We start from the raw sequence: 12,757 nt of genomic DNA, 5'->3' as shown, positions 1-12,757 counted from the left end.
TACCAGACGTGCGCACGGGGCGGGATCAGGGGCGCGACGGCTCGGTCGGGTGGTGGAAACGCTGCCAGATCATGCCGATCCCGGCGATCACCAGGAACAGCACGAACGTCGACGCGAGCTGCAGCCGAGCGTCGCTGTCGGACAGCATGAGGGCGATGAACCCCAGCAGCATTGCGAGAGTGAACCAGCTCAGGTACGGGAATGCCCACATCTTCAGTCGCAGGGTGCCCTCGGCCTCGAACCGGCGGCGCAGCCGCAGGTGTGCGACGACGATGAACAGCCAGATCGCGATCAGTGCCGAACCGACCGCGTTGAGCAGGATCCCGAGGATCGTGTCGGGCAGCAGCCAGTTCAGCAGAACGCTGACGAACCCGAAGAACACCGACAGCAGCACCGCGTTGCGCGGTACCCCGGAACGGGAGATCCGTGCGAGGAGCGCCGGCCCGTCGCCGCCGCGGGCGAGGGAGTACGCCATGCGGGAGGTGCCGTAGACGTTGGCGTTGAACGCCGACAGCAGCGCGATGACCACGACCAGTTCCATGAAGCCGGACACGTACGGCAACCCGGCGATGTCGAGAACCGACACGAACGGGGAGTTCTCGCCGCTGACCGTGGTCCACGGCAACACGAACACCATGATCGTGATCGAGCCGAGATAGAAGAAGGTGATGCGCCACACGACGGTGCGGACGGCGGTGGCGATGGACCGTTCGGGATCGTTCGATTCGGCGGCCGCGATGGTGACGATCTCGATGCCGCCGAACGCGAACGCCACCGCGAGCAGGCCCGCGGCGATACCGGCGATCCCGTTGGGGGCGAATCCGTCGCCGTCCCCGAGGACGTGGACGAAACCGACCGGGTCGGTGCCCGGCAACAGGCCGAACACCAGCAGCACACCGATGACGAGGAACCCGATGATGACCGCGACCTTCAGCGCCGCGAACCAGAACTCGAACTCGCCGAAGTTGGCGACGCGGGCGAGATTGACGACCGCGAAGAACACCACGAATACGAGCGCGACCACCCACTGCGGCACGCCGGGCAGCCACGACTGCACGATCGCGGAGGCACCGGTGATCTCGACCCCGAGCACCATGATGAGCATGAACCAGTAGAGCCAGCCCATCGTGAACCCGGCCCAGCGGCCGATGCCGATCCGCGCGTAGTGCGAGAACGAGCCGCTCACCGGCAGGGCAGCGCCCATCTCGCCGAGCATCCTCATCACGAAGATGATCATGATTCCGGCGAGAAGGTACGACACCAGCACGGCGGGCCCGGCGGCGGCGATGCCGACACCGGACCCCAGGAACAGGCCCGCGCCGATCGCGGAGCCGAGCCCCATCATCGTCAGATGTCGGACCTTCAGGCCACTCCCGAGATCGGTGGCCCCGGTGGAACGCTCGGCTTCACTCACGATTCGATCGGTTCTAGTCGTTGGCGTGCAGGGCGGCGTTCAGTTCGACGCCGGACCCCTTGTTGGGCACGACTTCCACGGCGCCGCTGACGGAGTTGCGGCGCAGCAGCAGATTCGACGCACCGTTGAGTTCCTTGGCCTTGACGACCGTTCCGTCCGGGCCGGTGACCTTGGTACCCGCGGTCACGTACAGACCGGCCTCGACGATGCAGTCGTCGCCGAGCGAGACACCCACGCCGGCATTGGCGCCGAGCAGGCAGCGTTTGCCGATGGAGATGACCTCCTTGCCGCCGCCCGAGAGCGTACCCATGATCGAGGCGCCGCCGCCCACATCGGAACCGTCGTCGACGACGACACCGGCCGAGATGCGGCCCTCGACCATCGAGTTGCCGAGGGTGCCCGCATTGAAGTTGACGAACCCCTCGTGCATGACGGTCGTGCCGGACGCGAGATGCGCGCCGAGGCGAACCCTGTCGGCGTCGGCGATGCGCACACCCGACGGGACCACGTAGTCGACCATGCGGGGGAACTTGTCGACGCCGTACACCGTCACCGGGCCGCGGATCCGCAGGCGCGACCGCACCGTCTCGAAGCCCTCGACGAGGCACGGCCCATAGTTGGTCCACACGACGTTGGCGAGGAAACCGAAGATGCCGTCGAGGTTGATCCCGTGCGGGCGCACCAGCCGGTGCGACAGCAGGTGCAGACGCAGGTAGACGTCGTGGGTGTCGACCGGCGGCTGCGACAGGTCGGCGATGACGGTGCGCACCACGACGAGGGTGACGTCGCGGGCTTCGTCCGTTCCGGCAAGCAGAGCGAGATCCGACGGAATGTCGGTGCCTTCGAGGCGTGACGTGCCGGTTTCGGTGAATTCCCCGAGCTCGGGGGCCGGGAACCAGGTGTCGAGGACGGTGCCGTCCGCCGCGATGTTCGCGATGCCTACTGCTGATGCTCCGTGTGCACTCACGGAGCGAAAGCGTACGCGAGGGGCCGCGCGTCCCGTGTGGTGGCCGCGAAAAACCGGTGCGGCGACGTCGGGACAGCGGCCTCCCCTATTGTTCGGTCATGGCCGTACCGCACCTCGATCTGCACGCCGACCCCATCGATCTGACCGCCGCGCTCGTGGACGTGCCGAGCGTCTCCCACGACGAGGCGGTGCTCGCGGACGCCGTCGAGGAGGCGCTGCGCGAGCAGACCGACGGATTCGAGGTGATCCGGAGCGGTAACGCGGTGCTGGCGCGCACCCACCGCGGACTGGGCAGCAGGGTGCTGCTGGCCGGCCACCTCGACACCGTGCCGATCGCCGACAATGTTCCCTCGCGCCGCGACGGAGATCTGTTGTACGGGTGCGGCACGTCCGACATGAAGTCCGGTGACGCCGTGTTCCTGCACCTCGCGGCGACCGTCGCGGACCCCGCGCACGACCTGACGTTGGTGTTCTACGACTGCGAGGAGATCGCCGCCGAGTTCAACGGGCTCGGTCGCATCGAGTCCGAACTGCGCGACTGGCTCGACGCGGACGTCGCGATCCTCGGGGAACCGACCGGCGGACTGATCGAAGCGGGCTGCCAGGGCACCCTGCGGGTGCGGATCACGACGACCGGTGTCCGCGCACACTCCGCGCGGTCGTGGCTCGGCGACAACGCCGTGCACAGGCTCGCTCCCGTGCTCGACCGGTTGGCCCGGTACGAGGCACGATCGGTGGACATCGACGGCTGCGTCTACCGCGAGGGTCTGTCCGCCGTGCGGATCGCCGGAGGTGTGGCGGGCAACGTCGTCCCCGACGAGGCCGAGCTCGACGTCAACTTCCGGTTCGCGCCGGACCGCACGCCCGACGCGGCGCTCGCGCATGTACGCGAGGTCTTCGACGGTCTGGACGTCGCGATGGAACTCACCGACATGTCGCCGGGGGCGTTGCCGGGCCTGTCGCACCCGTCGGCAGCGGCCCTCGTCGCTGCCGCCGACGGCCGGTTCCGGGCCAAGTACGGCTGGACGGACGTGTCGCGGTTCGCGGCGCTGGGGATCCCGGCGGTCAACTACGGGCCGGGCGACCCGAACCTGGCCCACAAGCGCGACGAGCACGTCGACGTCCGGCACATCACCGAGGTGACCTCGGTGCTGCGCGGTTACCTGACGCGCTGACCGTCGGTGAGGCCGGCCCGACCGGGACCGATAATCTGACGGCCATGGCAGCCGACACTCCCGACCCGAACTCCGACCGCCGGCCGCGCAGCGAGGTCGTCCACCGCGGTCCGGTCCAGCTCCGCGGAGATCGCGCGACCGAGATCACGACGATGGACCAGCGGCTCCTCGACCGGCGCGGACCCACCGATTGGGTGCACACCGATCCGTGGCGGGTGCTTCGCATCCAGAGCGAGTTCGTCGAGGGATTCGGTGCTCTCGCGGAGGTTCCGCGCGCGGTCGCGGTGTTCGGGTCGGCCCGCACCCCCGTCGACCATCCGGAGTACGAGGCGGGGCGACGGCTCGGCGCGGCGCTGGTGGACGCCGGGTACGCCGTGGTCACCGGCGGTGGCCCGGGCGCGATGGAGGCCGCGAACCGCGGTGCCAGCGAGTCGGGCGGATTCTCGATCGGGCTCGGTATCGAGTTGCCGTTCGAGCAGTCCCTCAACGAGTGGGTCGATCTGGGCCTGAACTTCCGGTACTTCTTCGCGCGCAAGACGATGTTCGTCAAGTACTCGCAGGCGTTCATCTGCCTGCCCGGTGGATTCGGCACCCTCGACGAACTGTTCGAGGCGGTCACGCTCGTCCAGACCCACAAGATCACACGGTTCCCGATCGTGTTGTTCGGCAGCGACTACTGGTCGGGTCTGCTCGAGTGGATCCGCGCGACGATGGCGCGGGACGGGAAGATCTCGGCGGACGATCTCGACCTGATCTCGGTCACCGACAGCATCGAGGAGGCCGTCCAGATCGTCGTCGACGCCCACCGCAGCGAGGACGAACACACCTTGTTCGGTGAGGAGACGGCGTGGTGATCGACGGTGCGGCCGGCGGATCCGGTCTCGCGGTGTGCGTGTACTGCGCGTCCGGCCCGGTCGACCGCTCGTTCCTGGATCTGGCGAGTGAACTCGGCGCGGAGATCGGTCGCCGCGGCTGGAGTCTGGTCTCCGGTGGCGGGAACGTGTCGATGATGGGTGCGGTCGCGGAGGCGGCGCGGGCGTCCGGCGCACACACCGTCGGTGTCATCCCCAAGGCGCTGGTGCACCGCGAGGTCGCCGACGTGGACGCCGACGAGTTGATCGTCACCGAGACGATGCGCGAACGGAAACAGGTGATGGACACGCGTGCCGACGCCTTCATCACCCTTCCGGGTGGAATCGGCACGCTCGAGGAGCTGTTCGAGACGTGGACGGGGGGTTTCCTCGGGATACACGGCAAACCGGTGGTGTTGCTCGACCCGGTCGGTCACTACGCCCCGCTGCTGACCTGGCTCGAATCGATGGTGGGTACGGGGTTCGTCGCGCAACGCGCCCTCGATCGGCTGGAGCGTTCGGGTAACGTCGGAGATGCCTTGGATCGGTGCGCGCGGGGTGTGGCCGGAATGTGAGGGGTTCCACTCCGGCGCCCGATTATCTACTCTTCGGTAAGTTCCGGGGGTGGGCCGCGCGGCAGCGGATCGAGCGGTCGCCCCGCCCACCATCGCCGTGAGGATAGACGTGACCGACACTGCGCCCGCGAAGAACGTCTCGACCGTCTCGTTGACGGGGCTGGCCGCCCAGCTGCCGTCGATGCTGGCCGACGCCCCGAGCCTGCTCCGCGGGGCGCTGGGGATGACGCGGACCCCCCGAGCCCGCGAAACCATCGGTTCGGTGTTCCAGAAGCTCGCCGAGCGTCGTCCCGACCACCCGTTCCTGCGCTTCGAAGGCGACACCCTCACCTACGGCGACGCCAACGCCCAGGTCAACCGATATGCCGCGGTGCTCGCCGCGCAGGGCGTCCGTACCGGCGACGTCGTCGGCATCCTCGTGGCCAACCGCCCCGAAGCCCTGCTGGTCGTGCTCGCCGCCGTGAAACTCGGTGCCGCGGCCGGCATGCTCAACCACCACCAGCGCGGCGACGTCCTCGCCCACAGTCTCGGTCTGCTCGACGCCACCGTCCTCGTCGTCGGCGAGGAATGCGACGAGGCGATCGACTCGCTCGACGGACCACCCCAGGCGAAGACGACACTCCGCATCACCGAACTCGACGTGCTGGCGGCCGACGCGGACTCGGCGAATCCCGCGGTCACCGAGCGGCTGCAGGCATCGGAGGTCGCCTACTACATCTTCACCTCCGGCACGACCGGCCTGCCGAAGGCCAGCCGGATGACCCACTTCCGGTGGCTCAAATCGATGTCGGGTCTCGGTGGGCTCGGTGTGCGCCTGCGCCGTGACGACACCCTCTACTGCTGCCTGCCGCTGTACCACAACAACGCGCTCACAGTCGCGTTGTCGTCCGTACTCGGTGCGGGCGCCACGTTCGCGCTGGGACGCAAGTTCTCCGCCTCGGGGTTCTGGGCCGACGCCGCCCGCAACGGGGCGACCGCGTTCATCTACATCGGCGAGGTCTGCCGCTACCTGCTGAACCAGCCGGAGCAGCCCACCGACCGCGACAACGACATCCGCGTCATCGTCGGCAACGGCATGCGCCCCGAGATCTGGGAGGCGTTCACCGAGCGTTTCGGGGTCGAACGGGTCGCCGAGTTCTACGGCGCCAGCGAATGCAACATCGCGTTCATCAACGCACTGAACCAGCCCCGTACCGCCGGGGTGTGCCCACTGCCGTACGCCGTGGTCGACTACGACGCCGACACCGGCCGGCCGCGTCGCGGCGAGGACGGGCGCCTGCACCGGGTCGGGCGCGGTGAGGTCGGTCTGCTCCTGGCGAAGATCACCTCCCGGGCACCGTTCGACGGATACACGGACCCGGACGCGAGTGAGGCCAAGCTCGTGCGCGACGCCTTCACCGACGGCGACGTGTGGTTCGACACCGGCGACCTCGTGCGCAGCCAGGGCTTCATGCACGTGGCGTTCGTCGACCGGCTCGGCGACACCTTCCGGTGGAAGGGCGAGAACGTCGCGACCACCCAGGTCGAGGGAGCCGTGACCGAACACGACGCCGTCTCCGAGGCCGTCGTGTACGGCGTGGAGGTGCCCGGCGCCGACGGCCGCGCTGGAATGGCCGCGGTGACCCTGCACCCCGGTGCGGCACTCGACGGCGCCGAACTGTCCGAACTGCTCCACCGGCTCCTCCCCGAGTACGCCGTGCCGTTGTTCGTCCGCATCACCGATCACCTCGAGCACACCAGCACCTTCAAGAGCCGCAAGGTGGATCTGCGCAAACAGGGCTACTCCGACGTCGGTGACGACGAGCTGCTGGTCCTCGCGAGCAGGGCCGAGGGCTACCGGGCGATCTTCGAGGGATACGTCGATGCGCTCACGCGGGGTGAAATGCCCGGCCGGTGAGCGTGTCAGGATGGGAGCCATGACCGGTTCCGTCACCGACACCTCCGCGAATCCCGGCCCCACGGCCGGCGACGACGCGCCACCCGGGTCCGTGCTGCCCACCCTGTGCGGGCGGCCCGTGGCGACCGACCGGGCGCTCGTGATGGCGATCGTGAACCGGACACCCGACTCGTTCTACGACCGCGGCGCGACGTTCACCGACGATGCGGCGCTCGCCGCGGTGGACCGCGCGGTCCGTGAAGGGGCGGATCTCGTCGACATCGGAGGGGTCAAGGCCGGTCCCGGCGACGAGGTCGACGCCGCCGAGGAGACGCGGCGCGTCGTGCCGTTCGTCGCGGCGATCCGCGAACGGTACCCGTCGTTGCTCATCAGCGTCGACACGTGGCGCAGCGAGGTCGCGCGTCGTGCCGTCGCGGAGGGCGCCGACCTGATCAACGACACCTGGGCCGGTGCCGACCCGGACCTGGTCGACGTCGCCGCCGCGACCGGTGCCGGCATCGTCTGCTCGCACACCGGTGGTGCCGTGCCGCGCACCCGGCCGCACCGTGTCCGCTACGCCGACGTCGTCGCCGACGTCGTCGCGGAGGTGGTCGGTGCGGCCGAGGACGCGGTCCGGCGAGGTGTCGCACGCGATGCGGTCCTCATCGACCCCACCCACGACTTCGGCAAGAACACCCACCACGGGCTCGCACTGTTGCGGCACGCGAACGTTCTCGTGAACACGGGATGGCCCGTGCTCATGGCGCTGAGCAACAAGGACTTCGTGGGCGAGACTCTGGGGGTCGAACTCGCCGAGCGGTTGGAGGGCACATTGGCAGCGACGGCATTGGCCGCGGCGGCGGGCGCCCGGGTGTTCCGGGTACACGAGGTCGCCGCGACCCGCAGGGTGGTCGACATGACGGCAGCGATCGTGGGGACCCGCCCACCGGCACGGACGGTCAGGGGGCTGGCATGAGTGCGCCCGCACGAACCTGGGATCAGGCGAACAGCTGGGACCGTCCCGCATGGACGGTCGCCGAACTCGAAGCGGCGAAGGCCGGTCGCACGGTCACCGTCGTGCTGCCCGCCCTGAACGAGGAGGACACCGTGGCGGGGGTCGTGGACACGATCCACCCGCTGCTCGGAGGGTTGGTCGACGAACTCGTCGTGCTCGATTCCGGGTCCACCGACGACACCGCGACCCGCGCCCGCGCCGCCGGTGCCCGCGTCCTGTCGCGGGAGGACGCCGTTCCCGGGCTGGCACCGGTGCCGGGCAAGGGGGAGGTGCTGTGGCGCTCCCTCGCCGCCACCTCCGGAGATCTCGTCGCGTTCGTCGATTCCGACCTGATCAACCCGGATCCGGCGTTCGTCCCGAAGCTGCTCGGACCGCTGCTCCTCGGCGACGGCATCCACCTCGTCAAGGGCTACTATCGTCGGCCGCTGCGCGTGAGCGGCACCGAGGACGCCCACGGCGGGGGTCGCGTCACGGAACTGGTCGCGCGGCCACTGCTCGCGGCGATGCGTCCCGAGTTGACGTGTGTCCTCCAACCGCTCGGCGGCGAGTACGCCGGAACCCGGGAACTACTCGAAGCGGTACCGTTCGCGCCCGGTTACGGCGTGGAGATCGGGTTGCTGCTCGACACCTACGACCGTTACGGATTGTCGGCGATAGCCCAGGTCAACCTGGGTGTGCGCAAGCACCGGAACCGCCCGTTGTCGGAGCTCGGTGCGATGAGCCGCCAGATCGTGGGCACGATGCTCGGCCGGTGCGGAGTGCCGGACTCGGGTGCGCCGCTGACGCAGTTCGTCGTCGACGGCGACTCCTTCGTGCCGCGACGGACGCACGTGAACCTCGACGATCGCCCGCCGATGGCCACGATCACCGGCTGATCGCGGTGTCGGCGGCACGTGTCAAGATCGAGGGATGCTGACGGTTCTGCTGTACGTCCTCGTCGTGGCGTTCGTCGGCGCCGCGCTCTTCCTCGCGGCGAGCGCGGTGTTCGGCCGAGGGGAGGCGCTCGCACCCATCCCGCCCGGAACGACCGCCACGGTGCTGCCCGCCACCGACGTGACGGGCACCGACGTGCGCGACCTGCGTTTCCAGCAGACGGTGCGCGGCTACAAGATGGGGGAGGTCGACTGGGCTCTGGACCGGCTGGCACGCGAGATCGACGAACTGAGAGCCCGACTGGACGAACACGAGGCGGCGGCACCACCGGGCACCTCGGACGGCGATTCCGGCGACCGTCCCGAAGCGGACGACACGAACACCCCGGACGACACGAACACCCCGGACGGCACGACCGGCACCGATCCCGACGGTCCGGAGGCAACACATGAGCGATGACCGTGAACGATGCCCGTGGGCGGTGGATCGGCCCGGTGAGACGATCTACCGCGACTATCACGACACCGAGTGGGGACGCGTGCTGCACGGTCGCGACGAACTGTTCGAGCGGCTCTCCCTCGAGGCGTTCCAGTCGGGGCTGTCGTGGCTGACGATCCTGCGTAAACGCCCGGCGTTCCGCGCGGCCTTCGACGGATTCGACGTCGACGTCGTCGCGCGGTACGGCGACGACGACGTCGCCCGACTCATGGCGAACCCGGGCATCGTCCGGAACAGGCGCAAGATCGACGCCGTGATCGGGAACGCGCGGGCGGTACTCGCACTCGACGGAACGGACCTCGATTCGCTCCTGTGGTCGTTCGCGCCTCCCCGCCGTGCCCGACGGTTCGCGAATACGGACGCGATACCCGCCGTCACCGGCGAGTCCACGGCGATGGCCGGCGAACTCAGACGCAGAGGTTTCCGGTTCGTGGGCCCCACCACGGCGTATGCGTTGATGCAGGCCACCGGGATGGTCGATGATCATCTCGCGACGTGCTGGGTGCCGAACGGCCGGTGATCGACTTCGCACACCCGTATGCGGGAGTCAGATGACCGGCGAAGTTCGCGATAGGGAAGAATAAGGGGGCGTGCCTCGTCGCGGTCGGCGAGGTCACCACACGGTAACCCACGCATCCGAGCGCCGGGTGCAGATTTGGAGGGAGCAGAGGATGGCGGCCATGAAGCCCCGGACCGGGGACGGTCCCCTCGAAGCAACCAAAGAGGGACGAGGAATCGTCATGAGGGTTCCACTCGAGGGCGGCGGACGTCTGGTCGTCGAACTCACGCCGGATGAGGCTGCTGCCCTCGGCGACGAACTCAAGAATGTCACCAGCTGATCGGTGACTCGTTCGTACGCTCCGGGCCCCGCACAGACCCCTGTGCGGGGCCCGGTGTCGTCGGCGGGCGGGGCCCGGTGTCGTCGGCGGGCAGAGCCCGGTGCGGTCCTGAAGAACCCGACGGGTGAGGTGAACCGATGCTCGATTCCGTGATCGACCTGCTCGCATGTCCGCACTGCGAGGGGCCGCTCGATCTGGACGCCGGTACGGTGCTGTGCGATCTCGGGCACACCTTCGACGTCGCGCGACAGGGCTACGTGTCGCTCCTGCCGGGATCGTCCACGAAGTTCACCGGCGACACCGCCGAGATGATCGCCGACCGCGCCGCGTTCCTGGACGCCGGACACTACGACCCGCTGCGCAGCGCTGTCGGTGCGGCGTGTGCCCGAACGTGGGACACGTCGACCGATCCGGGCGCCGCGCGGGTGCTCGAGGTGGGGGCCGGGACGGGACAGTACCTCGCGCGCGTACTCGACGATCTCGGCGATGCGCGGGGTATCGGTCTCGACGTGTCCAAACCGGCGGTGCGCCGCATCGCACGCAGCCATCCGCGTGTCGGTGCGGTGCTCGCCGACGCCTGGGGCCGGCTGCCGGTGACAACAGGGGCCGTCTCCCATGTCCTGTCGATCTTCGCGCCGCGCAACGCCGCCGAACTGCACCGTGTCCTCGGTCCCGGAGGTGCCCTCGTGGTGGCCGCGCCGACCGGCGATCACCTTCGGGAACTGGTGTCGCTGCCGGGCATGGTGCGCGTCGACGAACACAAGCCGGAGCGATTGTCGGCAGCGCTGTCGGGCCGGTTCGAACGGGTCGACCGCGTACCGGTGCACTTCACGATGGCGTTGGATCCGGGGGCGGTGACCCGGCTCGTCGGTATGGGCCCGTCCGCGTTCCACCTCACGCCGCAGCAGCGCGCCGAGATGGTCGCGGTGCTGCCCCACGACTTCGAGGTCACCGCATCGGTGACGGTGTCGACGTGGCTGCGGCGCGACGACGGTGACGACCGCGGCGACGCCACCGTCAGCGGCGGTTGAGTACGTCCTCGTACACGTCGAGGGTCTGCCGCGCGATCCGTGTCCACGAGAACTCGGCGACCACCCGTTCCCGGCCCGCGCGCCCGTACTCGGCGGCGCGGACCGGATCGCCCGCAACCTCGTCGATCGCTGCGGCCAACGCGCGTTCGTAGGCCTGCGGCTCGTACGAGTTGTAGTGGACGAGGCGTCCGGTCACACCGTCCCGGACGACTTCCGGGATGCCGCCGACATCCGACGCGACCACGGCCGTCTCGCACGCCATCGCCTCGAGGTTGACGATCCCGAGCGGCTCGTACACCGACGGGCACACGAACACCCGCGCGGCGGAGAGGAGTTCGCGCACCGAATCCGTGGGCAGCATCTCCTGCACCCAGAAGACGTTGCCGCGGGCACGTTGCAGTTCGGCGACGGCGCGGGCGGTGTCGGCGGCGATCTCCGGTGTGTCGGGGGCGCCCGCACAGAGCACCAGTTGGATCTCGGGAGCCACGTGGTGGGCCGCCGCGACGAGATGGCTCAGTCCCTTCTGTCGGGTGATCCGCCCGACGAACACCGCGAGGGGGGCGTCGGGATCGACGCCGATCCGGTCGAGGACGGACCCGGTGCCCGGGACCGCGGGCCCCGGATACCACGTCGCCGTGTCGATGCCGTTGCGCACCACGTGGACCCGGGCCGGGTCCACGAACGGATACGCGTCGAGCACGTCGAGGCGCATGCCGTCGCTGACGGCGATCACCGCGTCGGCGTACTGCGCGGCGTTGCGTTCGGACCAGGACGAGATCCGGTAGCCGCCACCGAGTTGCTCCGCCTTCCAGGGCCGCCGCGGTTCGAGGGAGTGCGCCGTCAGCACGTGCGGCAGGTCGTACAACTCGGCGGCGAGGTGCCCGGCCAGCCCGGTGTACCAGGTGTGGGAGTGCACGATGTCGGCGCCCGACGCCGCATCGGCCATGCGCAGTTCGGCCGAGAGGGTCGCCAGCGCCGGATTCGCGGCGGCCAGGGCGGGATCGGGGCCGTGCACGACCGCGGTGTCGCGGGGTGCGCCCATGCAGTGCACGTCCACCTCGCACAGCTGCCGGAGCCGGGCGACGAGTTCGGTGACGTGGACACCTGCACCGCCGTACACCTCCGGCGGATATTCCCGAGTCATCATCGCCACGCGCACCGATTCAAACTATCCGTCCGGTCCGGTTCGGGCCACTCGATCCCGGCGACCGGTCGGCGGGATGCGGCGAGCGGCCGGGAAACTCAGGATCGGACGAGCCGGGCGATGGCGGCGGAGGCCTCCTCGAGTTTGCGTTCGGCCTGCTCTCCGCCGGTGGCCGCCGCGTCCACGACACAATGCCGCAGATGGTCGTCGAGCAGGCCGAGGGCGAGCCCTTCGAGGGCGCGGGTGAGCGCGGAGATCTGGGTGAGGATGTCGATGCAGTACTGTTCCTCGTCGATCATCCGGTGGATACCCCGGGTCTGGCCCTCGATGCGCTTGACGCGCGCGAGGTACTTCGCCTTGTCACCGATGTAGCCGTGGGTGGTGTGGCACGACTCGCCTGTGGCTGTGGGGACCTCGTGTTCGCCGCTCATGCCGACCATGATATACCCCCTCGGGGTATTGGCCGGGGTGTGTCGTGGACCCCCGCGCCGAAATGCCG

14 protein-coding genes are annotated in these 12,757 nt (G+C 69.3%); 10 read left to right on the top strand and 4 right to left on the bottom strand.

Going from position 1 to position 12,757, the window contains the following annotated elements; genetic code table 11:
* Positions 1–25 precede the first annotated feature (25 nt).
* Both LDQ05_RS12555 and dapD read right to left on the bottom strand, forming a co-directional pair.
* Positions 26–1,345 (bottom strand): amino acid permease, encoded by a 1,320-nt coding sequence (locus LDQ05_RS12555; RefSeq protein WP_226437296.1) that lies wholly within the window; start codon positions 1,343–1,345, stop codon positions 26–28.
* 82 nt (positions 1,346–1,427) lie between these two features.
* Entirely contained in the window at positions 1,428–2,381 is a 954-nt protein-coding gene (dapD, locus tag LDQ05_RS12550) for a 2,3,4,5-tetrahydropyridine-2,6-dicarboxylate N-succinyltransferase (RefSeq protein WP_226437291.1), read from the bottom strand.
* 98 nt (positions 2,382–2,479) lie between these two features.
* On the opposite strand from dapD, the gene dapE reads away from it, so the two are divergent.
* The 10 genes from dapE (at position 2,480) to LDQ05_RS12500 (ending at position 11,114) form a co-directional block, all read left to right on the top strand.
* Positions 2,480–3,556 carry a succinyl-diaminopimelate desuccinylase gene (gene dapE / locus LDQ05_RS12545; protein WP_226437290.1) on the top strand — a complete coding sequence of 359 codons (1,077 nt, stop codon included), beginning with the start codon at positions 2,480–2,482 and terminating at the stop codon, positions 3,554–3,556.
* Positions 3,557–3,600: 44 nt separating this feature from the next.
* Positions 3,601–4,410: an LOG family protein gene (locus LDQ05_RS12540; protein ID WP_226437289.1), complete on the top strand. Its 810-nt coding sequence runs from the start codon at positions 3,601–3,603 to the stop codon at positions 4,408–4,410.
* Positions 4,410–4,982: an LOG family protein gene (locus LDQ05_RS12535; protein ID WP_226437295.1), complete on the top strand. Its 573-nt coding sequence runs from the start codon at positions 4,410–4,412 to the stop codon at positions 4,980–4,982. Before LDQ05_RS12540 ends, LDQ05_RS12535 begins: the two co-directional genes overlap by 1 nt.
* Positions 4,983–5,091: 109 nt before the next feature.
* Entirely contained in the window at positions 5,092–6,879 is a 1,788-nt protein-coding gene (locus LDQ05_RS12530) for a long-chain-acyl-CoA synthetase (protein WP_226437288.1), read from the top strand.
* A gap of 19 nt (positions 6,880–6,898) precedes the next feature.
* Positions 6,899–7,834 (top strand): dihydropteroate synthase, encoded by a 936-nt coding sequence (gene folP / locus LDQ05_RS12525; protein ID WP_226437287.1) that lies wholly within the window; start codon positions 6,899–6,901, stop codon positions 7,832–7,834.
* Positions 7,831–8,748: a glucosyl-3-phosphoglycerate synthase gene (locus tag LDQ05_RS12520; protein ID WP_226437286.1), complete on the top strand. Its 918-nt coding sequence runs from the start codon at positions 7,831–7,833 to the stop codon at positions 8,746–8,748. The genes folP and LDQ05_RS12520 overlap by 4 nt, the downstream gene beginning before the upstream one ends.
* 34 nt (positions 8,749–8,782) lie before the next feature.
* Entirely contained in the window at positions 8,783–9,205 is a 423-nt protein-coding gene (locus LDQ05_RS12515) for a DivIVA domain-containing protein (protein ID WP_226437285.1), read from the top strand.
* The gene (locus tag LDQ05_RS12510) at positions 9,195–9,764 is read left to right on the top strand and encodes a DNA-3-methyladenine glycosylase I (RefSeq protein ID WP_226437284.1); all 570 of its coding nucleotides are present in this window, start codon (positions 9,195–9,197) and stop codon (positions 9,762–9,764) included. The genes LDQ05_RS12515 and LDQ05_RS12510 overlap by 11 nt, the downstream gene beginning before the upstream one ends.
* A 151-nt stretch (positions 9,765–9,915) precedes the next feature.
* Positions 9,916–10,083, top strand: coding sequence for a DUF3117 domain-containing protein (locus LDQ05_RS12505; protein WP_005059648.1), 168 nt, complete (start codon positions 9,916–9,918; stop codon positions 10,081–10,083).
* A 137-nt stretch (positions 10,084–10,220) separates the two neighbouring features.
* Positions 10,221–11,114 (top strand): putative RNA methyltransferase, encoded by an 894-nt coding sequence (locus LDQ05_RS12500; protein ID WP_226437283.1) that lies wholly within the window; start codon positions 10,221–10,223, stop codon positions 11,112–11,114.
* Here the strand turns inward: LDQ05_RS12500 and glgA are convergent.
* Both glgA and LDQ05_RS12490 read right to left on the bottom strand, forming a co-directional pair.
* Positions 11,101–12,273 carry a glycogen synthase gene (gene glgA / locus LDQ05_RS12495; protein WP_226437282.1) on the bottom strand — a complete coding sequence of 391 codons (1,173 nt, stop codon included), beginning with the start codon at positions 12,271–12,273 and terminating at the stop codon, positions 11,101–11,103. The two genes, LDQ05_RS12500 and glgA, sit on opposite strands and share 14 nt — an antisense overlap.
* A gap of 83 nt (positions 12,274–12,356) precedes the next feature.
* Positions 12,357–12,689 carry a metal-sensitive transcriptional regulator gene (locus LDQ05_RS12490; RefSeq protein ID WP_226437281.1) on the bottom strand — a complete coding sequence of 111 codons (333 nt, stop codon included), beginning with the start codon at positions 12,687–12,689 and terminating at the stop codon, positions 12,357–12,359.
* Positions 12,690–12,757 lie beyond the last annotated feature (68 nt).

The organism is Rhodococcus yananensis, assembly GCF_020515525.1.
GTDB classification, from domain to species: domain Bacteria; phylum Actinomycetota; class Actinomycetes; order Mycobacteriales; family Mycobacteriaceae; genus Rhodococcus; species Rhodococcus yananensis.
The sequence above is the reverse complement of the archived record's forward strand: the minus strand, read 5'-3'. Positions and strand labels throughout refer to the sequence as shown.

What these genes read in the sequence shown, in the direction of transcription:
- LDQ05_RS12555 (WP_226437296.1), bottom strand. Translation starts at nt 1,345, where the DNA reads ATGATGGGGCTCGGCTCCGCGATCGGCGCGGGCCTGTTCCTGGGGTCC.
- dapE (WP_226437290.1), top strand. Translation starts at nt 2,480, where the DNA reads ATGGCCGTACCGCACCTCGATCTGCACGCCGACCCCATCGATCTGACC.
- LDQ05_RS12540 (WP_226437289.1), top strand. Translation starts at nt 3,601, where the DNA reads ATGGCAGCCGACACTCCCGACCCGAACTCCGACCGCCGGCCGCGCAGC.
- folP (WP_226437287.1), top strand. Translation starts at nt 6,899, where the DNA reads ATGACCGGTTCCGTCACCGACACCTCCGCGAATCCCGGCCCCACGGCC.
- LDQ05_RS12520 (WP_226437286.1), top strand. Translation starts at nt 7,831, where the DNA reads ATGAGTGCGCCCGCACGAACCTGGGATCAGGCGAACAGCTGGGACCGT.
- LDQ05_RS12515 (WP_226437285.1), top strand. Translation starts at nt 8,783, where the DNA reads ATGCTGACGGTTCTGCTGTACGTCCTCGTCGTGGCGTTCGTCGGCGCC.
- LDQ05_RS12510 (WP_226437284.1), top strand. Translation starts at nt 9,195, where the DNA reads ATGAGCGATGACCGTGAACGATGCCCGTGGGCGGTGGATCGGCCCGGT.
- LDQ05_RS12505 (WP_005059648.1), top strand. Translation starts at nt 9,916, where the DNA reads ATGGCGGCCATGAAGCCCCGGACCGGGGACGGTCCCCTCGAAGCAACC.
- LDQ05_RS12500 (WP_226437283.1), top strand. Translation starts at nt 10,221, where the DNA reads ATGCTCGATTCCGTGATCGACCTGCTCGCATGTCCGCACTGCGAGGGG.
- LDQ05_RS12490 (WP_226437281.1), bottom strand. Translation starts at nt 12,689, where the DNA reads ATGAGCGGCGAACACGAGGTCCCCACAGCCACAGGCGAGTCGTGCCAC.